Consider the following 20,882-nt stretch of genomic DNA (forward strand, 5'->3'; position numbering starts at 1 on the left):
CTGTGCGCGTGGGGGGTGAAGCGTATTACTTCTTGGCTTCCCAGCCAGTCAGCTCGGCCAGGGCCTTGCCGATGTCGGCCAGCGAACGCACGGTTTTAACACCTGCGTCCTGCAGCGCAGCGAACTTCTCGTCCGCAGTGCCTTTGCCGCCAGAGATGATGGCGCCAGCGTGGCCCATGCGCTTGCCCGCAGGTGCGGTAACACCAGCGATGTAGGAAACGACAGGCTTGGTGACGTGGGCCTTGATGTAGGCCGCGGCTTCTTCTTCAGCCGAACCGCCGATCTCACCGATCATGACGATCGCTTCGGTCTTCGGGTCTTCCTGGAACAGCTTCAGGATGTCGATGAAGTTGGAGCCTGGGATCGGGTCACCGCCGATGCCGACGCAGGTCGACTGGCCGAAGCCGGCGTCGGTGGTCTGTTTAACGGCTTCATAGGTCAGGGTGCCGGAACGCGAAACGATACCGACCTTGCCTGGCAAGTGAATGTGACCTGGCATGATGCCGATCTTGCACTCGCCTGGGGTGATGACGCCTGGGCAGTTAGGGCCGATCAGGGTAACGCCCAGCTCGTCGCACTTGACCTTGGCATCCAGCATGTCCAGGGTAGGAATGCCTTCGGTGATGCAGACGATCAGCTTGATGCCGCCGAAGGCCGCTTCCAGGATCGAGTCTTTGCAGAACGGAGCCGGAACGTAGATGACCGAAGCATCAGCGCCGGTCGCTTCCACAGCTTCCTTGACGGTGTTGAACACCGGCAGGCCCAGGTGGGTGGTGCCACCCTTGCCTGGGGTAACGCCGCCGACCATCTTGGTGCCGTAGGCGATGGCTTGTTCGGAGTGGAAAGTACCCTGCGAGCCGGTGAAGCCCTGGCAGATGACTTTGGTGTCTTTATTGATCAGGACGCTCATTACTTGCCCTCCGCAGCTTTGACAACTTGTTGAGCAGCGTCGGTCAGGCTGGTTGCCGCAATGATGTTCAAACCGCTTTCTGCCAGTACTTTAGCGCCCAGTTCGGCGTTGTTGCCTTCGAGGCGAACGACAACCGGAACTTTAACGCCGACTTCTTTCACTGCACCGATGATGCCTTCGGCAATCATGTCGCAGCGAACGATGCCGCCGAAGATGTTGACCAGAACGGCCGCGACATTGCTGTCGGACAGAATGATCTTGAAGGCTTCGGTAACGCGCTCTTTGGTAGCACCACCACCTACGTCGAGGAAGTTGGCTGGCTTGCCGCCGTGCAGGTTGACGATGTCCATGGTACCCATGGCCAGGCCGGCACCGTTGACCATGCAGCCGATGTTGCCTTCCAGGGCCACGTAGTTCAGCTCGAAGCTGGCAGCGTGGGCTTCACGAGGATCGTCCTGCGACGGGTCGTGGAAGGTTTTCAGCTTAGGCTGACGGTACATGGCGTTTGCGTCGATGTTGATCTTCGCATCCAGGCAGTGCAGGTCGCCGTCGGCCTTGATGACCAGCGGGTTGACTTCCAGCAGGGCCAGGTCGTGTTCTTTGAACAGCTTGGCCAGGCCTACGAAAATCTTGGCGAACTGTGCAACTTGCTTGCCTTCCAGACCCAGCTGGAATGCCAGTTCACGACCCTGGAACGGCTGAGCGCCGACCAGCGGATCGATAGTAGCCTTGATGATCTTCTCAGGAGTTTCGTGAGCGACTTTCTCGATGTCCACGCCACCTTCGGTGGAAGCCATGAACACGATGCGGCGGCTCGAGCGATCGACTACAGCGCCCAGGTACAGCTCTTTGGCGATGTCAGTGCAGGATTCGACCAGGATCTTGGTCACTGGCTGACCGTTGGCGTCGGTCTGGTAGGTTACCAGGCGCTTGCCCAACCATTGCGCAGCGAACGCCTTGGCGTCTTCCTTGCTGCGAACCAGCTTGACGCCGCCCGCTTTACCGCGACCACCTGCGTGAACCTGGGCTTTAACAACCCACTCGGAACCGCCGATCTTGTCGCAAGCTTCTGCTGCAGCTTCAGGGGTATCGACAGCGAAACCCTTGGAAACTGGCAGGCCGTATTCAGCGAACAGCTGCTTACCCTGATACTCGTGAAGATTCATGCTTTTTACCGTCTTCGTTAGGTACTGCGCTTCGGCGCTGCGCCATTGCTGGCGCCGCACCACCTGTGACCGTTAACCCCGGGTTATCCCGTGTAGTCCGATCCGGCGGACTTTCCGCGGTGAGTCATGCACGCAAGACTCACGACGGGCAGCCCGCCGTGGTTTCTTATAATTAACGCTTCTTACGGTTGGCCACGTGAATGGCGCCGCCATTCACTGCCAGCGCTGCTTCATGCAACGCTTCGGACAGGGTTGGATGGCTGAAGACCATCATGCCCAGATCCTCGGCACTGGTGCCGAATTCCATTGCGATTGCGCCCTGCTGTACCAGTTCGGCAGCCGATGGGCCAATCACATGCACACCCAGTACGCGGTCGGTCTTGGCGTCAGCGATAACCTTGACGAAACCACCGGTGTCGTTGGCTGCCATCGCACGGCCGCTGGCCGCGAACGGGAAGGTGCCTACGTTAACCTCAACACCCTCGGCCTTCAAGGACTGTTCGGTCTTGCCGACCCACGCGATTTCCGGGTGGGTGTAGATAACCGATGGGATCAGGTCGTAGTTCATCTGGGCCTTGTGGCCTTTGATGCGCTCGACAACCATGATGCCCTCTTCCGAGGCCTTGTGCGCCAGCATCATGCCACGTACCACGTCACCGATGGCGAACACGCCCGGAACGCTGGTAGCGCAGTGATCGTCGACGAAGATGTAGCCACGTTCGTCGATGGTGACGCCGCTGTCGGAAGCCAGCAGATCAGTGGTCACTGGACGACGGCCGACCGCAACGATCAGCTTGTCGAAGGTGATCTTCTGTTCGCCTTCGGCATTGGTGTAAGTCACTTCGACTTCGTTGCCGTTGACTTTCGAGCCGGTGACGCGAGCGCCCAGCTTGATGTCCAGGCCTTGCTTGGTCAGGGTCTTCTGGGCTTCTTTCGACACGGCGGTGTCGGCAGCCATCAGGAAGGTGTCCAGGGCTTCCAGGACGGTGACTTCAGCACCCAGGCGAGCCCATACAGAGCCCAGCTCCAGGCCGATCACGCCAGCACCGATCACACCCAGACGCTTTGGAACCGATTGGAATTCCAGGGCGCCGGTGGAGTCGACGATGACGTTCTGGTCGACCGGAGCCGGCGGAATGTCGATCGGACGCGAGCCGGAGGCCAGGATCACGTTGTCGGCTTCGATGATTTCGGTGGTGCCGTCAGCTTTGGTGACTTCGACTTTCTTGCCGGCCAGCAGTTTGCCGTGGCCCTGGATCGAAGTAACGCCGTTAGCCTTGAACAGGGTAGCAACGCCACCGGTCAGGTTCTTGACGATGCCAGCCTTGCGGCCAACCATCGCGGCGACGTCCATCTTCACTTCGCCAGTGGAGATACCGTGGACGTTGAAGCTCTCTTTGGCTTCCTTGTACTTCCAGGAGCTGTCCAGCAGCGCCTTGGACGGAATGCAACCTACGTTCAGGCAGGTGCCGCCCAGGGCCAGCTTGCCCTCGGCGTCGGTGTATTTCTCGATACAGGCAGTCTTCAGACCAAGTTGGGCAGCCTTGATGGCAGCCACATAGCCGCCAGGACCTGCACCAATCACCACTACGTCGAATTTCTGGGTCATAAAAGATTCCTTATCAGCTACAAGCTACAAGCCGCGAACCGCGCGGCCCCGCCTCTTTCGAAGCCAGGGGCCGAACGGTACGCAGCCAGAGGGTTAGATGTCCAGCAGCAGGCGAGACGGATCTTCCAGCAGGTTCTTGATGGTGACCAGGAAGGTTACCGCTTCCTTGCCGTCGATCAGGCGGTGATCGTACGACAGCGCCAGGTACATCATCGGGCGGATGACCACTTGACCATTGATGGCCATCGGGCGCTGGATGATGTTGTGCATGCCGAGAATGGCAGCCTGCGGCGGGTTGACGATCGGGGTCGACATCATCGAACCGAAGGTACCACCGTTGGTGATGGTGAAGGTGCCGCCGGTCATTTCTTCGATCGACAGTTTGCCATCACGGGCCTTCTTGCCGAAGGTGGCGATGCCGTTCTCGATTTCAGCCAGGCTCATCGACTCGGCGTTACGCAGCACCGGTACTACCAGGCCACGGTCGCTGGAGACGGCAACGCCGACGTCGGCGAAACCGTGGTAGACGATGTCGTTGCCGTCGATCGAGGCGTTCACAGCCGGGAAGCGCTTCAGCGCTTCGGTGGCAGCCTTGACGAAGAACGACATGAAGCCCAGGCGTACGCCGTTGTGGGTCTTCTCGAACAGGTCCTTGTACTTCGAACGCAGGGCCATGACTTCGGTCATGTCGACTTCGTTGAAGGTGGTCAGCATCGCCATGTTGGACTGAGCTTCGACCAGACGCTCGGCGATCTTGGCACGCAGACGGGTCATCGGCACGCGCTTCTCGGTGCGATCGCCAGCGGCGGTCACAACCGGGGCAGCAGCGGCAGCGGCAGGCTTGGCAGCCGGGGCAGCAGCAGGTGCAGACTTTTTGTTGGCGACTGCAGCGACAACGTCTTCCTTGGTGACGCGACCGCCTTTGCCGGTGCCGGCAACGGTAGCCAGGTCGATGCCGTTCTCTTCAGCCAGCTTGCGTGCGGCAGGCGCGGCAACCGGGTCGTCTTCGCCAGCATCGGCGGCAGCGGCAGCCGGGGCAGCAGCGGCCGGAGCAGCAGCAGGCGCAGCGGCAGCGCCACCTTCAACGATCGAACCCAGCAGCTCGTCGGACAGGACGGTGTCGCCCTCGCCCTTGACGATGTCACCCAGCACGCCATCGGCGGTGGCCAGGACTTCCAGGACGACTTTGTCAGTCTCGATGTCGACGATCAGCTCGTCACGCTTGACGGCGTCGCCCGGCTTCTTGTGCCAGGTGGCAACGGTGCCGTCGGCGACCGATTCCGGGAAGGTTGGGGCTTTGATCTCGATAGCCATTATCAGTGTTTCCTTAAATTCGGTTTCAGGTGCGCGAAGGCGTTAAACAGTGAAGGCGTCTTGCAGCAGTTTTTCCTGCTGTTCGGCGTGCTTCGAAGCGTAACCACAGGCTGGCGCGGCAGATGCGTCGCGGCCGGCGTATTCCAGGACCAGTGCCTTGTTGTGGCGGCCCAGGATACGGCGCATGTGGTGCTGGCTGCTGTACCAGGCGCCCTGGTTCATCGGCTCTTCCTGACACCAGACTGCATGCTTGAGGTTGGTGTACGGCGCCAGGATTTCGACCAGGTCGTCTTCCGGGAACGGGTACAGCTGCTCGATACGCACAATGGCGATGTCTTCGCGGCCTTCGGCACGGCGTTTTTCCAGCAGGTCGTAGTAGACCTTGCCGCCACACAGCACCAGGCGCTCGACCTTGGCTGGATCCTGGGTGTCGATTTCCGGGATCACGGTCTGGAACGAGCCTTCTGCCAGGTCTTCCAAGGTCGAAACGGCCAACTTGTGGCGCAGCAGCGACTTCGGCGTCAGGACGATCAGCGGCTTGCGCAGCGGACGGATGACCTGGCGACGCAGCAGGTGGTAGATCTGAGCTGGGGTGGTCGGTACGCAGACCTGAATGTTGTGCTCGGCGCACAGCTGCAGGTAACGCTCCAGACGCGCGGAGGAGTGCTCCGGGCCCTGCCCTTCATAGCCGTGCGGCAGCAGCATGGTCAGACCGCACAGACGGCCCCACTTGTGCTCGCCGCTGGTGATGAACTGGTCGATCACCACTTGCGCGCCGTTGGCGAAGTCGCCGAACTGGGCTTCCCAGATCACCAGCGCGTTCGGCGTGGTGGTCGAGTAGCCGTATTCGAACGCCAGCACCGCTTCTTCCGACAGGAAGGAGTCGTACAGGTCGAAGCGCGGCTGGCCTGGGAACAGGTTCTGCAGCGGCACGTAGGTGCTGGCGTCCTTCTGGTTGTGCAACACCGCGTGGCGGTGCGAGAAGGTGCCACGGCCGATGTCCTGGCCGGTCATGCGGATCGGGTGACCTTCGAACTGCAGGGTGGCGTATGCCATGGTCTCTGCATAACCCCAGTTGATCGGCAAGCCACCGGCCTGCATCTTCTGGCGATCTTCGTAGATCTTCGACACCTGACGCTGAACCACGAAACCTTCTGGCAGCTCGAGCAGCTTGGCCGACAGGTCTTGCAGGGTCTTGAGGTCGAAGCGGGTGTCGTGACGCGCGGTCCAGGCATGGCCCAGGTACGGACGCCAGTCGACGAACAGCTCGCGGTTCGGCTCCTTGACCAGGCTCTTGACCACGTGCAGGCCGTTGTCCAGGGCGTTACGGTACTCGTCGATCTTGGCCTGAGCACGCTCGGCATCGATGCGACCTGCCTGGATCAGCGCTTCGGCATACAGCTCACGGGTGGTGCGCTGCTTGCTGATCTGCTGATACATCAGCGGCTGGGTACCGTTCGGCTCGTCGGCCTCGTTGTGGCCGCGGCGACGGTAGCAAACCAGGTCGATGACCACATCACGCTTGAACTGCATGCGGTAATCGATGGCCAGCTGGGTCACGAACAGCACGGCTTCCGGGTCATCACCATTGACGTGCAGGATCGGCGCCTGAATCATCTTGGCAACGTCGGTGGCGTACTCGGTGGAACGCGAGTCCAGCGGGTTGCTGATGGTGAAACCAACCTGGTTGTTGATCACGATGTGCACGGTACCGCCGGTCTTGAAACCGCGGGTCTGCGACATCTGGAAGGTTTCCATCACCACGCCCTGGCCTGCGAACGCAGCATCGCCGTGGATCGAGATCGGCAGCACTTTGTCGCCAACGGTGTCGTTGCGGCGGTCCTGACGGGCGCGCACCGAACCCTCGACCACTGGCGAAACGATCTCCAGGTGGGACGGGTTGAACGCCATGGCCAGGTGAACTTCGCCACCGGTGGTCATCACGTTGGAGGAGAAGCCCTGGTGATATTTCACGTCACCGGAGCCCAACTCGTTCATCTTCTTGCCTTCGAACTCGTCGAACAGCTCGCGCGGGTTCTTGCCGAAGGTGTTGACCAGCACGTTCAGACGGCCACGGTGGGCCATGCCGATCACGACTTCCTTGGTACCGTAGGAGCCGGAGCGCTGGATCATCTCGTCCAGCATCGGAATCAGGCTTTCGCCGCCTTCCAGGCCGAAACGCTTGGTGCCTGGGTATTTGGTGCCCAGGTACTTCTCAAGGCCCTCACCGGCCGTGACGCGCTCGAGCAGGTGAGCCTGCACGTCAGCGGAAAATTCCGGACGGCCGCGCACGCTTTCAAGGCGCTGCTGGAACCAGCTGCGCTGCTCGGAATCGACGATGTGGGTGAACTCGGCGCCAATGGTGCGACAATATGTCTTCTGGAGCGCCTCGGAGATCTCGCGTAGGCTCGCTTCCTCTTTGCCGATGAACAGGTCGCCGGCACGGAAGGTCGTATCAAGATCGGCATTGGTCAAGCCGTAGTGATTGATCGACAGGTCTACGGGCGCAGGGCGCTGCCACAACCCCAACGGGTCGAGCTTGGCAGCCTGATGGCCGCGCATACGATAGGCCTGGATCAGTCGCAGAACTTCAACCTGCTTCTTCTCGTGTTCACTGCTCACGCTCCCGGCGGATACCGGTTGGGCGCGGCGCTGGTTCTTTGCCAGCAGTACGAAATGGTCGCGGATTGTCGAGTGCGATACATCGGTAGCGGTGCTGCCGTCGGCTGGCAACTTCTGGAAGTAAGTGCGCCACTCTTCTGGCACAGCGTTAGGGTCGTGCAGGTAAAGCTCGTAGAGCTCTTCCACATATGCAGCGTTACCACCTGAAAGGTGGGCGCTTTCCCACATGCGCTGCATCACGCTTTCTTGCATGCTTGGTCACCCTCGGTTAGGGGACGATCGGCGAGAGCCACAGCAAACCTGGAAAAGTCCGAACACAGCGACTGAACCACGCCACTTGGATCTTGCTGATTTTCCGGGTACCAGCCCGGAAAGCCCCTGCTGGTCTCATATCTTCATAGGTAATGAGCGCGGGCTTTGTGGGCCCTTGCTCGAGTTTTACCTCAGTGCGGGCTCACCACCCGCACCTCGGCTTACTGCAGGTACAACGTTTTGAATCAGGTACCGCTTTGCAGCAGCATGTTACGTACGTGACCGATTGCCTTGGTTGGGTTCAGACCCTTAGGGCAAACGTTTACGCAGTTCATGATCCCACGGCAGCGGAAGACGCTGAACGGGTCATCCAGGGACGCCAGGCGCTCCTGGGTCTTGGTGTCACGGCTGTCGGCCAGGAAGCGATAGGCCTGCAGCAAAGCAGCGGGGCCCAGGAACTTGTCTGGGTTCCACCAGAACGACGGGCAAGAGGTCGAGCAGCAAGCGCACAGGATGCACTCGTACAGACCGTCCAGCTTGTCACGCTCTTCTGGCGACTGCAGACGCTCGATGGCCGGAGCCGGGGTGTCGTTCTGCAGGAACGGCTTCACCTTCTCGTACTGCTTGTAGAAGATGCTCATGTCGACGACCAGGTCACGAATGACCGGCAGGCCCGGCAGCGGGCGCAGCACCAGCTTGTTGCCCTTGACCACACCCGACAGCGGGGTGATGCAGGCCAGGCCGTTCTTGCCGTTCATGTTCATGCCATCGGAACCGCACACGCCTTCACGGCAGGAGCGACGGTACGAGAAGCCCTCGTCCTTTTCCTTGATCAGTGCCAGTACGTCCAGGACCATCAGGTCCTTGCCGCCGGTATCGACGTCGAACGACTCCATCTTGGGCGCCGAGTCGGTGTCGGGGTTGTAACGATAAACTTCGACTTTCAACATAGCAGCCACCCTTAGTAAGTCCGGATTTTAGGCTCGAAGGCCGGCACGGTCTTCGGCGCAAAGTTGACGCCGCGCTTGGCAACGCGCTTCTCACCCGGGTAGTACAGGGTGTGGCACAGCCAGTTTTCGTCGTCACGGTCTTCGAAGTCTTCACGGGCGTGAGCACCGCGCGACTCTTTACGGGCTTCGGCCGCAATGGCGGTAGCTTCGGCAACTTCCAGCAGGTTCTGCAGCTCCAGCGCTTCGATACGCGCAGTGTTGAAGGCCTGGGACTTGTCGTTGATCTTCACGTTGGCGATGCGGTCACGCAGGCCAGCCAGCTGCTCGATACCCTTCTGCATGTATTCGCCAGTACGGAATACACCGAAGTAGTTCTGCATGCAGCTTTGCAGCTCGCGCTTCAGGCTTGCCACGTCTTCGCCAGTGGTACGCTCGTTGAGCTTGTTCAGGCGGTTCAGGGCAACATCGACGTCGGTGTCGCTGGCATCGCGGTACTCGACGCCTTCGGTCAGCGCCTTTTCCAGGTGCAGGCCGGCAGCACGGCCGAACACGACCAGGTCGAGCAGCGAGTTACCGCCCAGGCGGTTGGCGCCGTGGACCGATACGCATGCCACTTCACCTACGGCGAACAGACCCGGAATGATGTGGTCCTTGCCTTCGGCGTCCATGGTGATGGCCTGGCCATGAATGTTGGTGGCAACACCACCCATCATGTAGTGGCAGGTCGGCACGACCGGCACCGGCGCGACCACTGGGTCGACGTGGGCGAAGGTCTTGGACAGTTCGCAGATACCTGGCAGGCGGCTGTGCAGCACTTCCTCGCCCAGGTGGTCCAGCTTCAGCAGTACGTGGTCCTTGTTCGGGCCCACACCGTTGCCGGCGATGATTTCTTTGACCATGGAACGGGCAACGACGTCGCGGCCGGCCAGGTCTTTCGCGTTCGGCGCGTAACGCTCCATGAAGCGCTCGCCGTGGGCGTTGATCAGGTAGCCACCCTCACCGCGGCAACCCTCGGTGACCAGTACACCGGCGCCGGCGATGCCGGTTGGGTGGAACTGCCACATTTCGATGTCCTGCACCGGCACACCGGCACGCAGGGCCATGCCGACACCGTCACCGGTGTTGATCAGGGCGTTGGTGGTCGAGGCGTAGATACGGCCTGCACCGCCAGTAGCCAGAACGGTGGCCTTGGACTTGATGTACAGGGTTTCGCCGGTTTCGATGCAGATGGCGATCACACCAACGAACGCACCGTCCTGGTTCTTCACCAGGTCAACGGCGTAGTACTCGTTGAGGAAGGTGGTGCCGGCTTTCAGGTTGCCCTGGTACAGGGTGTGCAGCAGCGCGTGACCGGTACGGTCGGAAGCGGCGCAGGTACGGGCAGCCTGGCCACCCTTGCCGAAGTCCTTGGACTGGCCACCGAACGGACGCTGGTAGATACGGCCGGTTTCGGTACGCGAGAACGGCAGGCCCATGTGGTCCAGCTCGAAGACCGCAGCCGGGCCTTCCTGACACATGTATTCGATAGCGTCCTGGTCACCAATGTAGTCGGAACCTTTGACGGTATCGTACATGTGCCAGCGCCAGTCATCGTTCGGGTCGGCCGAAGCGATGGCGCAGGTGATGCCGCCCTGGGCGGATACAGTGTGCGAACGGGTCGGGAAGACCTTGGTCACTACGGCAGTCTTGTGACCACCTTGAGCCAGCTGCAGCGCTGCGCGCATGCCGGCGCCGCCGCCACCAATAATGATGGCGTCGAAGGAAATAGTTGGAATGCTAGCCATGGATCAGATACCCCAGAGAATCTGCACACCCCAGACGAAGTAAGCGAACATCGCAACGCCGCATACCGCCTGGAACAGGAAACGAATCGCAGTTGCCGACTTGCCGAACGCCATTGGCGTCAGGTAGTCGGTGGCAATGGTCCACATGCCGACCCAGGCGTGAGCGCCCAGGGCAACGAGGGCCAGCAGACTGAAGATCCGCATCGCGTTGTTGGAGAACAGACCGTGCCACTGGGCATAGTCGATACCTGGGTGGGCTACGACGTAACCGATCAGGAAGAGGAAGTAAGCCGCGAGAACGACCGCAGAGACGCGCTGTGCCATCCAGTCATAGAGGCCCGAACGCGACAGGTTCGTGACATTGGTTACCATACCCAAACTCCCACCAGAACGATCACCACCACGGAGATGACAATCACGATTTTCGAGCCCAGTTTGCCGCCTTCCAGCGTCTCACCGATGCCCATGTCCATGATCAGGTGGCGAACACCTGCCACCAGGTGATACAGCAGGGCGGACAGCAGGGCCCAGGTCACCAGTTTGGCCAGCGGACTGGTCAGACACGCCTTCACCTCACCGAAGCCTTCCTCGGAACCCAGGGACTTGCCCAATGCATAAAGCATGATGGCCAGGCCGAGGAACAGGATGACGCCGGAGATACGGTGCAGAATGGACGTGTACGCGGTGATCGGGAGCTTGATGGTCCTTAGGTCTAGGTTTACAGGTCGTTGGCTTTTCACGGCTTTTTTCACACTGAAGAGCCCCTAGCGAACAGGGCAAAGTTGTTGGTAAGTGTACTGGTCAGGTACCCACCACCCAGGGAACGGCGACCCCCAGCAGTTCGGGCTTGCAAGCCCCTGGCGGTCGGGTGCCGAGTATAGACAGTTAGGCTGCTTATGACAACGTGATGGGGTAGCCCAAATAGCGCATTGCCTTTAGCGAGCAAAAGGCGTAAATGGGCGACAATTTCGAGAAAAATCAGGCCTCAGGCCCCGTTTCAACCAGCCTTTAGGCAAATTGACATCTGAATTTATCCCTCTATAGTGGTGCGGGCCCTGCGTGGGGGGTCTGTCTGATGATTTCAAGCATTAATAGGAGGCCACATGGCTGACAAAAAAGCGCAGTTGGTCATCGAGGGCGCTGCCCCCGTCGAGCTGCCCATTTTAACCGGCACCGTTGGTCCTGATGTAATCGACGTCCGCGGGTTGGGGGCCACTGGTCACTTCACCTTCGACCCTGGTTTCATGGCGACTGCCTCGTGCGAGTCGAAGATCACCTACATCGACGGCGACAAGGGTATTCTGCTGCACCGCGGCTACCCGATCGAACAGCTCGCCGAACAATCGGACTACCTCGAAACCTGCTACCTGCTGCTCAACGGCGAACTGCCGAATGCCGAGCAGAAGGCCCAGTTCGTCAGCACCGTGAAAAACCACACCATGGTTCACGAGCAGCTGAAGTCCTTCTTCAACGGTTTCCGCCGCGACGCTCACCCAATGGCGGTGATGTGCGGTGTGGTCGGCGCCCTGTCGGCGTTCTACCATGACTCCCTGGACATCAATAACCCGCAACACCGCGAAATTTCCGCGGTGCGCCTGGTCGCCAAGATGCCGACCCTGGCCGCGATGGTTTACAAGTACTCCATGGGTCAGCCGATGATGTACCCGCGCAACGACCTGTCGTACGCGGAAAACTTCCTGCACATGATGTTCAACACCCCGTGCGAGATCAAACCGATCAGCCCGGTGCTGGCCAAGGCAATGGACCGGATCTTCATCCTCCACGCCGACCACGAGCAGAACGCCTCCACCTCCACCGTACGCCTGGCAGGCTCCTCGGGTGCCAACCCGTTCGCCTGTATCGCCGCCGGTATCGCCGCACTGTGGGGCCCTGCCCACGGCGGTGCGAACGAAGCCGTACTGACCATGCTCGATGAAATCGGCGATGTCTCGAACATCGACACCTTCATCGCCAAGGCCAAGGACAAGAACGATCCGTTCAAGCTCATGGGCTTCGGTCACCGCGTTTATAAAAACCGCGACCCACGCGCCACCGTGATGAAGCAGACCTGCGACGAAGTCCTGCGCGAGCTGGGCATCAAGAACGACCCGCAGCTGGAACTGGCCATGCGCCTGGAAGAGATCGCCCTCACCGATCCTTACTTCATCGAGCGCTCGCTGTACCCGAACGTCGACTTCTACTCGGGGATCATCCTCAAGGCGATCGGCATTCCGACCAGCATGTTCACCGTGATCTTCGCCCTGGCGCGTACCGTGGGCTGGATCTCGCACTGGAAAGAAATGCTCTCCAGCCCGTACAAGATTGGCCGCCCGCGCCAGCTGTACACTGGCGAGCAGAAGCGCGATATCGTCGCCCTGACCGACCGCAAGTAAGCTCCTCGAGCCGAACGCAAAAAGGCTGCCCTCGGGCAGCCTTTTTTATTTCCATCTTGCTCGAACCGATGCGGCGTCGCGGGAGCAATTGTCTTGCCTAAATTTTGAAAGTTTGCGCGATTACTGTGGGAGCGGGCTCGCCCCGCGAACACCGGCAAAGCCGGTGCCATGCACCGCGCGGCCCCATTCGCGGGGCAAGCCCGCTCCCACAAAGGCCGAAGCCCGCCTGAACTTCAGTTTTTTTCAGCCCGCTCACGCAACCCTTTCAGGGTATTGAACGGCGCATCGACCACGAACTTGTTAGCCACCATCGCCGGCACACTGCCGCCCGGCTCGGTGTGCACCTGGTAGGTCACTTCTGTCGTGTCACCCATGGGCACCAACTTCCAGAAGCCCTCGACTTTCGCCACCCGCACGAACCCCTTCTCCTCCGGGAGATAGGTCGGCTCTTCCTTCAGGTTACGCGTCAGGCTACCGTCCGCCTCCTTGACCGTGGTGATGTGCAGCACCGAGTCCCGCGGGGTGACCGGCCATGGCGTGTTGAACTGGGTGTAGGTCCAGCTCTGGTCACCTTCGTGCTTGAGCAGCTTCTGCGACTTGCACTCATGAATCCAGGCACACGCCCCGGCTACGTCCTCTTGCAGCGCCTCGACCTTGGCCAGCGGCGCCTTGATCACGGTGACGCCGCGGTAGGCCTTGTACTTGGAGCCCGCCACTTCACTGGTGGAAACCTTGATCCCCTCCTCGTCCTTGGCCACCTGCCAGTTCTCGGCCCAGGCAGCGGGCGCCAACAACACACCCATGCCACACACCAGTGCAATACGCTTGAACGATCTCATCATCTTTATCCTTATTGTCGAAGATCCAGCCTGTCACGCCGCCGTCATCTGCTCCCACCAACCGAGAATCCTGATTGCCTCATCGCGATCACTGCCGCACACCTCGATGTCTGCCTTGAACCCACCGCACACCGCCGGCCGCTCGGGCTTGCCGAACAGGTCGCAGAGGTTGTCGACGGTCAGGTGCAGGCAGCGCTCGCCGGCCGGCTTGCCTTGGGGCATGCGCGGCATTGCAGAGCTGATGGACGGGGCGATGCAGCAGGCACCGCAACCCTCACGGCAATTCATGGTTATTCACCAAAATCAGGTCTCCCTGGAGCAAAACGGGACGAACGTCCACGGATAGTAACCGCTCAAACATGCGTTTGAAATTGCTGGCCCGATGAAATATGCCATGACCCAGCAGTCAGTTGCGTGGCTATTGGCGGTATTCGAACTCGATTGCCGCCCCTTCCACATCGTGGCGGCTTTCATTGCGCAGTTGCAGCTGCATTTCGTTGCTGATCAAGCGGCCATTGAGCTGGAACGGGCTTTCATCGCTCTGTGGCTTTTCAGTGAACATGGCCGGCAGCAAAGGTTTGCGTCGCGTGGCCGAACTGCCCACATTCGGTTCAAGGTCGTTGACCATGTCGACAGGCAAACTCAGATCCAGCGCGGGCTTGGGCAACGGTGTAGCCACCGCCTTGCTGACCGACTTGTGCGCCGTACGCTTTTTGACAGGTTTGGCAGCCTTGCTAGCGGCCTGCTTCGACGCAGGCTTGGCCACGGGCTTGGCTTGGGAGGCTTGCGCCTGGCCGGCAGGCTGCGCAGCCTGGGCGACACCACTGAAACAGCAGACCGGTACCAGGCAAAAACTCAAAGCGATACAGCGCAACAGTTTCATGGACATCGGCAGTCAGGCTGGAAAATGCATATGCTCCCTGTTCCGCCTGCGCCTGACAAGCCTACAAAAGTGAACCTGTAGTCTCTCTGCACAATTGCTGGGCCAAAAGCCCCAGGGTAATCACCGCCCGCTCGGCCTCTTTGTTCCACGGGATGCCGCAGTTAAGCCGGATGCAGTGGTTGAATTGCTCGGTGTTACTGAAGATCAACCCCGGCGCGATACTGATGCCCTGCTCCAGCGCCCGCACATGCAGATCCTGGGTATTGACCCGCCCCGGCAGGCTCACCCAGAGAATGAAACCGCCGGTAGGCCGGGTCATCTGCGTGCCTTCTGGGAAGTGCTGCTGCACCGCCAACTGGTAAGCACTGAGGTTCTTGCGGTACTCCTGGCGGATGTAGCGCAGGTGCCGGTCATAGCCGCCGTTTTCCAGGTAAGCGGCCACCCCCATCTGCGTCACGCTGCAGGCCGAATGGGTGGTGAAGGTCTGCAGGCGCTGGATTTCGTCCTGGTACCGCCCCGCCACCATCCAGCCGACCCGCACCCCCGGCGACAAGGTCTTGGAAAAACTCGAGCAATAGATCACCCGGTCTAGCCGGTCGAACGCCTTCAGCGCCTTGGTCTTGCCTTGTTCGAACATCAATTCGCCATAGATGTCGTCTTCGATGATCTGGATATCGAAGTCCGAAGCCAGGCGCAGCAACTGTTTTTGCCGCTCCTCAGGGATGGTGCCGCCCAGCGGGTTGCTCAGGCGCGACGTCAGCACCAACGCCTTGATCGACCACTGGTTGGCGGCCAACTGCAAGGCTTCCAGGCTGATCCCGGTGGACGGGTCGCTTGGAATTTCGATCACTTTCAGGCCCAGCAGGTCAGCCAACTGCAGCAAACCGTAGTAAGTCGGCGACTCGGCGGCGATCAAGTCCCCCGGGCGGGTCAGCACGCGCAGCGACATCTGCAAGGCATCGACGCAGCCATGGGTCACGATGATTTCACGCGGGTCGACCAGCACACCGGCATCGCGCATGCGGATGGCGATCTGCCGGCGCAGCGGCTCGAAGCCTGGGCTGAACATGTAACTGAACGCACGTGGGCTATGGAAGCGGGTCACCTTGGCAATCTGCTGGTGCAGGGCGCGCACCGGCAGGTAATCCACATGAGGCACCGCAGCACCGAACGGAAACACGCCGTCGCGGCGCGCTTCGGTCAACACCTGCTGAATGATGCTGGCCCGGGTCACCAGGCCAGGGCGCTCGACCCGGGCGATATCCGGTGTTTGCGCGGTCAAGGCTGGGGTCTGGTGAACGTAGTAGCCCGACTGCGGGCGCGCGCGGATCAACCCCTGGTCTTCAAGGTTGGCATAGGCCTGCAGCACCGTGGCGTGGCTGACATTGAGCTGGGCGCTCATCTTGCGCACGGAGGGCACGCGCTCACCCGGCTGGTAGACACCGCGGCGGATGTCCTCGGCCAGTTGCTGGGCGATACGCTGGTATAGCAGCAGGTTGGTCATGGCGATATCTCGACGCGCGGACGGGCTCGTTATTGTTGTGCGACTCACTGACGGTAGAGAATACCGTAACAGTTGCGAAGTGTACTGGGACAGATTGCAGAATAGCCAACATTACAATGCCAGGACAGCATCCAGACAAGCGAGCCGGCCCGCTCACCGGTAATTGGCAGACAACCAAGGGGGCTGGGCTGGTGAGCGGGCCAACCTGTGGGAGCGGGCTTGCCCCGCGAACACCGGCAAAGCCGGTGGCATGCATCGCATCGCCCCCTTCGCGGGGCAAGCCCGCTCCCACAATGACCAGGCTCAATCATCTACAAGAAGGACCATCCGCCAGCGAGATCAACGCGCTGGGGCGAGCTTGCCCTTGTCGTCTGAAAAGACGATTTCTACCCGGCGATTCTGCGCCCTGCCCCGCTCCGAGGCATTGGCTTCGATCGGGTATTGGTCACCATAGCCTTCAACCTGCAGACGCTTTTCGTCGATGCCCAGGTCCACCAGCATGTCAGCCACCGCCTGCGCACGATCACGCGAGAGCTTCAAGTTGTCTTCCGGGGCGCCGGTGCTGTCGGTGTAACCCTCGATACGCACCACACGGCGCGGGTTGAGCTGGAGGAACTGCACCAGTTTGAGCACCGTACGGCTGGCCGAATTCTTCAGGTCGGCACGCCCGGTATCGAACAGCACATCGCCCAAGGTCATCACCAGGCCACGGTCCGTCTGCTCCGAAGCCAATGCGGCAATCTGCGACTCGACCCACTTGCCTTGCTGCTGCACGCTGGCAAGCTTCGCTTCACGCAGCGCCAATTGCAGACGTTGGCGCTCCAGGTCGAGCTTGGCCAGGCGCTCCTGGTTTAGCGCAAGCTTGGCATGTTCGCTGGCAATTTCGCTGTAGCGCTGACTCAGGTAGGCGTAGTGGCGCACATCGGTACCGGTGCCGATATAACTCGACAGGCGCTCGGCCCGCGCCAGCGATTCACCGGCGCGAATCACATCGCGCGGCGCACTGCGCAGCACGTCGGAGTCGTCTTTTACCTTCTGGAAGGTGGCACTGGCTTCATCCAGCGCCGCCTCGCTGCGATGGCTGGCGCACCCGTGCAAGCCTGCCGTCAACGCCAGCAACACCAGCGCCGTCATGGGTGTATGGCGCATCATGGCTGCACCTCCAGCTGTTTGCGCAGACGCGTAACCCGCGATTGCAGCACTTGCAGCTGCTCTTCACTCTTCTGGTTCAGCACCTGGGCCTCGGCCAGGCGTGCATCCAGCTCGGCCTGCTCGGCACGCATGCGCGCATCGCGAAAATCTTCGGTAAGCATGTTGGTCTTGGCCCGGGCCAGCTTGTCTTCGGCCAGCTTCAGCGCCTCGACCTGCTCGGTGGCGCCAACGGCCTTGGCCTGTTCCAGCGCCTGCTCGGAAATGCGCAGTTGCTCGTTCGGCGCCGGGTCGTTGGCGCAACCCGCCAGGCCGAGCATGGCCAGAGCAAGGAATAGTGGTTGGATTCTCACGCAATCTTCCTAATGTTTGGGGGCGTCCAGCGGCACCTGCATCTGCGCCTTCCAGCGCTCGACATTTCGTTGCAGCACAGCCTCGGACGCACCGGAGATCGGCAATTCTGTCAGTTTTTTCGCCAATTGCCCACGTAACCAGCTGTCATTGCACGCCGAGTTGTGCGACACGGCCAGGTACAGCCCTGGGCGATCGACTGGCAGGCCGCGGGCAATCAGGTCATTGCTCATGCCCAGGCTCTGGGTCATGGCCATGCCGGAATAGCGCCCGGCGAGCACATAGTCCACCTGCCCCAGCACCAGTTTCTGGAATGCCTGGGTCAGGTTTTGCGCAGGCTGCAACTTCAGGTGGGCTTTGGCGAACGCTTCAAAGGCCGGCGTGAGACGCGCGCGCTCAGACAAACTGCCCTGGTACTTGGCCAGGTCTGCCGGCCCCTCGAAGGCCAGCTCGGCGTCATGCCGCGTCCAGACCAGGTATTCGTTCAACTGCAACGGCGGGTGGATATAGTCCAGTGCGGTCAGCTGGCCGACCTGCAGGGGCGTATCGAGCAGCAGGTCCATTCGCCCACTGCGCACTTCTTCCAGCGCCTGGTCGCGTCGCCCTGCACTCAGCACGTCCACTTTCACACCCAGCTCACTGGCCACCTGCTGCAACAGGTCGACATTGGCGCCGATCAGGTGCTGGGGGTCTTTCGGGTCCTGCCAGGAATACGGGGGCGCATCGGGGCTGCCGGTTGCGACCAAACGTTCGCACTTGCCTGCCGCCATCGCGACGGGCGCCAGCAGCGCCGCCATGCATGCCAGTACCCCGCCTGCTTTACGCAGCACCATTGCTCACTCCTTGTATTGCTTGGCCCGGCCCATCAGGTACACGCCGCACCTGTAGGAGCAGCCTTGTGCTGCGAAAGGGCCGGCATGACCAACAAATTTTTGTGGCTGTGACTGCCTCTTCGCAGCACAAGGCTGCTCCTACAGGAACCGCGACAAGCACTGCATCGGAAAAGGCCATAAAAAAACCCGGCCCTCAATACGAGGGCCGGGCTTCTTTATAAGTGAAGCAGGCGGATCAGACCAGCTTTTCCAGCTCCGGAACCGCTTCGAACAGGTCAGCGACCAGGCCGTAGTCGGCCACCTGGAAGATCGGCGCTTCTTCGTCCTTGTTGATCGCAACGATCACTTTGGAGTCTTTCATGCCGGCCAGGTGTTGGATCGCGCCGGAGATACCGACGGCGATGTACAGCTGCGGTGCGACGATCTTGCCGGTCTGGCCGACCTGCATGTCGTTCGGCACAAAGCCTGCGTCGACTGCGGCGCGCGAGGCACCGACGGCGGCGCCGAGCTTGTCGGCCAGGCTGTACAGGTGCTTGAAGTTGTCACCGTTGCCCATGCCACGGCCGCCGGAAACGACGATCTTGGCAGCGGTCAGTTCTGGGCGGTCGGACTTGGCCAGCTCTTCACCGACGAAGGTGGAGATACCGGCGTTGTGCGCAGCGCCAACAGTTTCGACAGCAGCGGAACCGCCTTCGGCAGCAACGGCGTCAAAACCGGTGGTACGCACGGTGATGACCTTGACCGCAGCGCTCGATTGCACGGTGGCAATGGCGTTACCGGCATAGATCGGGCGCTTGAAGGTGTCGGCCGATTCAACCGAGATGATCTCGGAGATCTGGTCGACGTCCAGCAGTGCGGCGACGCGTGGCAGGATGTTCTTGCCGTTGGTGGTGGCCGGGGCCAGCACGTGGCTGTAGCCCTTTGCCAGCTCGACGATCAGCGGCGCGACGTTTTCTGGCAGGACGTGGGCGTAGGCTGCGTTGTCAGCAACCAGTACCTTGGCAACACCCGCGATCTTGGCAGCAGATTCGGCAACGCCGCCGACGTTCTGGCCAGCGACCAGCACGTGCACATCACCACCGATCTTGGCGGCTGCGGCGACAGTGTTCAGGGTGGACGGGGCTACAGCACCGTTCTCGTATTCAGCGACAACCAGGATAGTCATTTAGATTACCTTCGCTTCGTTCTTCAGCTTCTCGACCAGTTCGGCCACCGACTTGACCTTGATACCTGCGCTGCGTGCAGCCGGCGCTTCGACTTTCAGGGTCTTGTTGGTGGAAGCGAGCGATACGCCCAGCGCGTCTGGCGTAACGGTCTCCAGCGGCTTCTTCTTGGCCTTCATGATGTTCGGCAGCGACGCGTAGCGCGGCTCGTTCAGGCGCAGGTCGGTGGTGACGATCGCTGGCAGGCTCAGCGATACGGTCTGCAAGCCGCCATCGATTTCACGGGTGACGTTCAGCTTGTCGCCAGCGACTTCGACCTTGGAGGCGAAGGTGCCTTGGGCGTAGCCGGTCAGCGCAGCCAGCATCTGGCCGGTCTGGTTGTTGTCGCTGTCGATGGCCTGCTTGCCGAGAATGACCAGCTGTGGCTGCTCTTTGTCGACAACGGCTTTCAGCGCCTTGGCCACGGCCAGCGAATTCAGCTCATCAGCGGCTTCGACCAGAATGGCACGATCGGCACCCAGTGCCAGCGCAGTACGCAGCTGCTCCTGGGCAGTGGTCGGGCCGACGGAAACGACGACGATCTCGGTCGCAACGCCCTTCTCTTTCAGGCGTACGGCTTCCTCAACGGCGATTTCGCAGAAGGGGTTCATGGACATCTTGACGTTTGCAAGGTCGACGCCGGAGTTGTCCGCTTTGACGCGAACCTTGACGTTGTAGTCGACCACTCGTTTGACAGCTACAAGAACCTTCATGGATTCCTCGTTACTCTCCGGTGAATAGAAAGTCGCCTGGGGACATGCCCGGCGATGCGCGTGGGTACAAGGGCACCTCTAAAAACGTACCGGGAGAAGCAAACTTCAAGGTGACCGAGCAGTCTTGTCGCGACGCTTGCGGCAAATACCCGCGGGTCATTTTCTGTGGTGGCGTGTAAACTCCACTACATACCGTGAATTGGCCCGAAAGCCGTACTCCACACCTGGTCTTTAGAGGTGTACCTGCGCCCGGCGGTAAGCCTACGGCGAACGTAAAACCGCTCGTATCTTGACCGCAACACCCAATCCGGTCAATACGGCAAATCGGTCACCCTCCAGCCGTACTCCTGTGATTTTACTGGCCTGCGGCAAATTCAAACAAACGTTTGTATTGGACCCACCAAGTGG

At 60.7% G+C, this 20,882-nt stretch carries 19 protein-coding genes; 1 reads left to right on the forward strand and 18 read right to left on the reverse strand.

Annotated elements, in window-relative coordinates; genetic code table 11:
* Positions 1-25: 25 nt before the first annotated feature.
* The 9 genes from sucD to sdhC form a co-directional block, all read right to left on the reverse strand.
* The gene (gene sucD / locus MFF34_RS19740) at positions 26-910 is read right to left on the reverse strand and encodes a succinate--CoA ligase subunit alpha (RefSeq protein ID WP_003254203.1); all 885 of its coding nucleotides are present in this window, start codon (positions 908-910) and stop codon (positions 26-28) included.
* Positions 910-2,076: an ADP-forming succinate--CoA ligase subunit beta gene (gene sucC / locus MFF34_RS19745; protein WP_008091914.1), complete on the reverse strand. Its 1,167-nt coding sequence runs from the start codon at positions 2,074-2,076 to the stop codon at positions 910-912. Before sucC ends, sucD begins: the two co-directional genes overlap by 1 nt.
* Positions 2,077-2,248: 172 nt before the next feature.
* Entirely contained in the window at positions 2,249-3,685 is a 1,437-nt protein-coding gene (gene lpdA, locus MFF34_RS19750) for a dihydrolipoyl dehydrogenase (protein WP_027592872.1), read from the reverse strand.
* Between the two features lie 93 nt (positions 3,686-3,778).
* Positions 3,779-4,999: a 2-oxoglutarate dehydrogenase complex dihydrolipoyllysine-residue succinyltransferase gene (gene odhB / locus MFF34_RS19755; RefSeq protein ID WP_027592873.1), complete on the reverse strand. Its 1,221-nt coding sequence runs from the start codon at positions 4,997-4,999 to the stop codon at positions 3,779-3,781.
* A gap of 42 nt (positions 5,000-5,041) precedes the next feature.
* Entirely contained in the window at positions 5,042-7,873 is a 2,832-nt protein-coding gene (locus MFF34_RS19760; RefSeq protein ID WP_027592874.1) for a 2-oxoglutarate dehydrogenase E1 component, read from the reverse strand.
* Between the two features lie 245 nt (positions 7,874-8,118).
* Positions 8,119-8,823: a succinate dehydrogenase iron-sulfur subunit gene (locus MFF34_RS19765; RefSeq protein WP_008091906.1), complete on the reverse strand. Its 705-nt coding sequence runs from the start codon at positions 8,821-8,823 to the stop codon at positions 8,119-8,121.
* A gap of 11 nt (positions 8,824-8,834) precedes the next feature.
* The gene (sdhA, locus tag MFF34_RS19770) at positions 8,835-10,607 is read right to left on the reverse strand and encodes a succinate dehydrogenase flavoprotein subunit (protein WP_027592875.1); all 1,773 of its coding nucleotides are present in this window, start codon (positions 10,605-10,607) and stop codon (positions 8,835-8,837) included.
* A 3-nt stretch (positions 10,608-10,610) separates the two neighbouring features.
* Positions 10,611-10,979, reverse strand: a complete 369-nt coding sequence (gene sdhD / locus MFF34_RS19775) for a succinate dehydrogenase, hydrophobic membrane anchor protein (protein WP_027592876.1) — start codon at positions 10,977-10,979, stop codon at positions 10,611-10,613.
* Positions 10,973-11,359: a succinate dehydrogenase, cytochrome b556 subunit gene (gene sdhC / locus MFF34_RS19780; RefSeq protein WP_077068487.1), complete on the reverse strand. Its 387-nt coding sequence runs from the start codon at positions 11,357-11,359 to the stop codon at positions 10,973-10,975. Before sdhC ends, sdhD begins: the two co-directional genes overlap by 7 nt.
* Positions 11,360-11,710: 351 nt before the next feature.
* Here sdhC and gltA point away from each other — a divergent pair, with 351 nt between their 5' ends.
* Positions 11,711-13,000: a citrate synthase gene (gene gltA / locus MFF34_RS19785; RefSeq protein ID WP_027592878.1), complete on the forward strand. Its 1,290-nt coding sequence runs from the start codon at positions 11,711-11,713 to the stop codon at positions 12,998-13,000.
* A 233-nt stretch (positions 13,001-13,233) separates the two neighbouring features.
* Here the strand turns inward: gltA and MFF34_RS19790 are convergent, their stop codons facing one another.
* The 9 genes from MFF34_RS19790 to MFF34_RS19830 form a co-directional block, all read right to left on the reverse strand.
* Positions 13,234-13,842: an START domain-containing protein gene (locus MFF34_RS19790; protein WP_374707413.1), complete on the reverse strand. Its 609-nt coding sequence runs from the start codon at positions 13,840-13,842 to the stop codon at positions 13,234-13,236.
* Positions 13,843-13,872: 30 nt separating this feature from the next.
* A complete protein-coding gene (locus MFF34_RS19795) occupies positions 13,873-14,127 on the reverse strand; it encodes a YkgJ family cysteine cluster protein (protein ID WP_027592880.1) in 255 nt (84 codons plus the stop codon).
* Positions 14,128-14,257: 130 nt separating this feature from the next.
* Positions 14,258-14,722 (reverse strand): hypothetical protein, encoded by a 465-nt coding sequence (locus tag MFF34_RS19800; protein ID WP_238216018.1) that lies wholly within the window; start codon positions 14,720-14,722, stop codon positions 14,258-14,260.
* A 61-nt stretch (positions 14,723-14,783) separates the two neighbouring features.
* Positions 14,784-16,226, reverse strand: coding sequence for a PLP-dependent aminotransferase family protein (locus MFF34_RS19805; RefSeq protein WP_238215986.1), 1,443 nt, complete (start codon positions 16,224-16,226; stop codon positions 14,784-14,786).
* Between the two features lie 339 nt (positions 16,227-16,565).
* Complete coding sequence (locus MFF34_RS19810) at positions 16,566-17,378, reverse strand: OmpA family protein (protein WP_027592883.1); 813 nt, start codon at positions 17,376-17,378, stop codon at positions 16,566-16,568.
* Positions 17,375-17,728 carry a DUF4398 domain-containing protein gene (locus MFF34_RS19815; RefSeq protein ID WP_027592884.1) on the reverse strand — a complete coding sequence of 118 codons (354 nt, stop codon included), beginning with the start codon at positions 17,726-17,728 and terminating at the stop codon, positions 17,375-17,377. Before MFF34_RS19815 ends, MFF34_RS19810 begins: the two co-directional genes overlap by 4 nt.
* Positions 17,729-17,737: 9 nt before the next feature.
* Positions 17,738-18,559 (reverse strand): ABC transporter substrate-binding protein, encoded by an 822-nt coding sequence (locus MFF34_RS19820; RefSeq protein ID WP_238215988.1) that lies wholly within the window; start codon positions 18,557-18,559, stop codon positions 17,738-17,740.
* Positions 18,560-18,794: 235 nt separating this feature from the next.
* Positions 18,795-19,724: an electron transfer flavoprotein subunit alpha/FixB family protein gene (locus MFF34_RS19825; protein ID WP_027592886.1), complete on the reverse strand. Its 930-nt coding sequence runs from the start codon at positions 19,722-19,724 to the stop codon at positions 18,795-18,797.
* Positions 19,725-20,474, reverse strand: a complete 750-nt coding sequence (locus tag MFF34_RS19830) for an electron transfer flavoprotein subunit beta/FixA family protein (RefSeq protein ID WP_027592887.1) — start codon at positions 20,472-20,474, stop codon at positions 19,725-19,727.
* Positions 20,475-20,882 lie beyond the last annotated feature (408 nt).

It is taken from the genome of Pseudomonas sp. PAGU 2196 (assembly GCF_022179005.1).
GTDB classification, from domain to species: Bacteria; Pseudomonadota; Gammaproteobacteria; order Pseudomonadales; family Pseudomonadaceae; genus Aquipseudomonas; species Aquipseudomonas kermanshahensis.

Excerpts from the sequence above, each read along its gene's own strand:
- sucD (WP_003254203.1), bottom strand. The coding sequence starts at position 910 with ATGAGCGTCCTGATCAATAAAGACACCAAAGTCATCTGCCAGGGCTTC.
- sucC (WP_008091914.1), bottom strand. The coding sequence starts at position 2,076 with ATGAATCTTCACGAGTATCAGGGTAAGCAGCTGTTCGCTGAATACGGC.
- lpdA (WP_027592872.1), bottom strand. The coding sequence starts at position 3,685 with ATGACCCAGAAATTCGACGTAGTGGTGATTGGTGCAGGTCCTGGCGGC.
- odhB (WP_027592873.1), bottom strand. The coding sequence starts at position 4,999 with ATGGCTATCGAGATCAAAGCCCCAACCTTCCCGGAATCGGTCGCCGAC.
- MFF34_RS19760 (WP_027592874.1), bottom strand. The coding sequence starts at position 7,873 with ATGCAAGAAAGCGTGATGCAGCGCATGTGGGAAAGCGCCCACCTTTCA.
- MFF34_RS19765 (WP_008091906.1), bottom strand. The coding sequence starts at position 8,823 with ATGTTGAAAGTCGAAGTTTATCGTTACAACCCCGACACCGACTCGGCG.
- sdhA (WP_027592875.1), bottom strand. The coding sequence starts at position 10,607 with ATGGCTAGCATTCCAACTATTTCCTTCGACGCCATCATTATTGGTGGC.
- sdhD (WP_027592876.1), bottom strand. The coding sequence starts at position 10,979 with ATGGTAACCAATGTCACGAACCTGTCGCGTTCGGGCCTCTATGACTGG.
- gltA (WP_027592878.1), top strand. The coding sequence starts at position 11,711 with ATGGCTGACAAAAAAGCGCAGTTGGTCATCGAGGGCGCTGCCCCCGTC.
- MFF34_RS19790 (WP_374707413.1), bottom strand. The coding sequence starts at position 13,842 with ATGATGAGATCGTTCAAGCGTATTGCACTGGTGTGTGGCATGGGTGTG.
- MFF34_RS19795 (WP_027592880.1), bottom strand. The coding sequence starts at position 14,127 with ATGAATTGCCGTGAGGGTTGCGGTGCCTGCTGCATCGCCCCGTCCATC.
- MFF34_RS19800 (WP_238216018.1), bottom strand. The coding sequence starts at position 14,722 with ATGAAACTGTTGCGCTGTATCGCTTTGAGTTTTTGCCTGGTACCGGTC.
- MFF34_RS19805 (WP_238215986.1), bottom strand. The coding sequence starts at position 16,226 with ATGACCAACCTGCTGCTATACCAGCGTATCGCCCAGCAACTGGCCGAG.
- MFF34_RS19810 (WP_027592883.1), bottom strand. The coding sequence starts at position 17,378 with ATGATGCGCCATACACCCATGACGGCGCTGGTGTTGCTGGCGTTGACG.
- MFF34_RS19820 (WP_238215988.1), bottom strand. The coding sequence starts at position 18,559 with ATGGTGCTGCGTAAAGCAGGCGGGGTACTGGCATGCATGGCGGCGCTG.
- MFF34_RS19825 (WP_027592886.1), bottom strand. The coding sequence starts at position 19,724 with ATGACTATCCTGGTTGTCGCTGAATACGAGAACGGTGCTGTAGCCCCG.
- MFF34_RS19830 (WP_027592887.1), bottom strand. The coding sequence starts at position 20,474 with ATGAAGGTTCTTGTAGCTGTCAAACGAGTGGTCGACTACAACGTCAAG.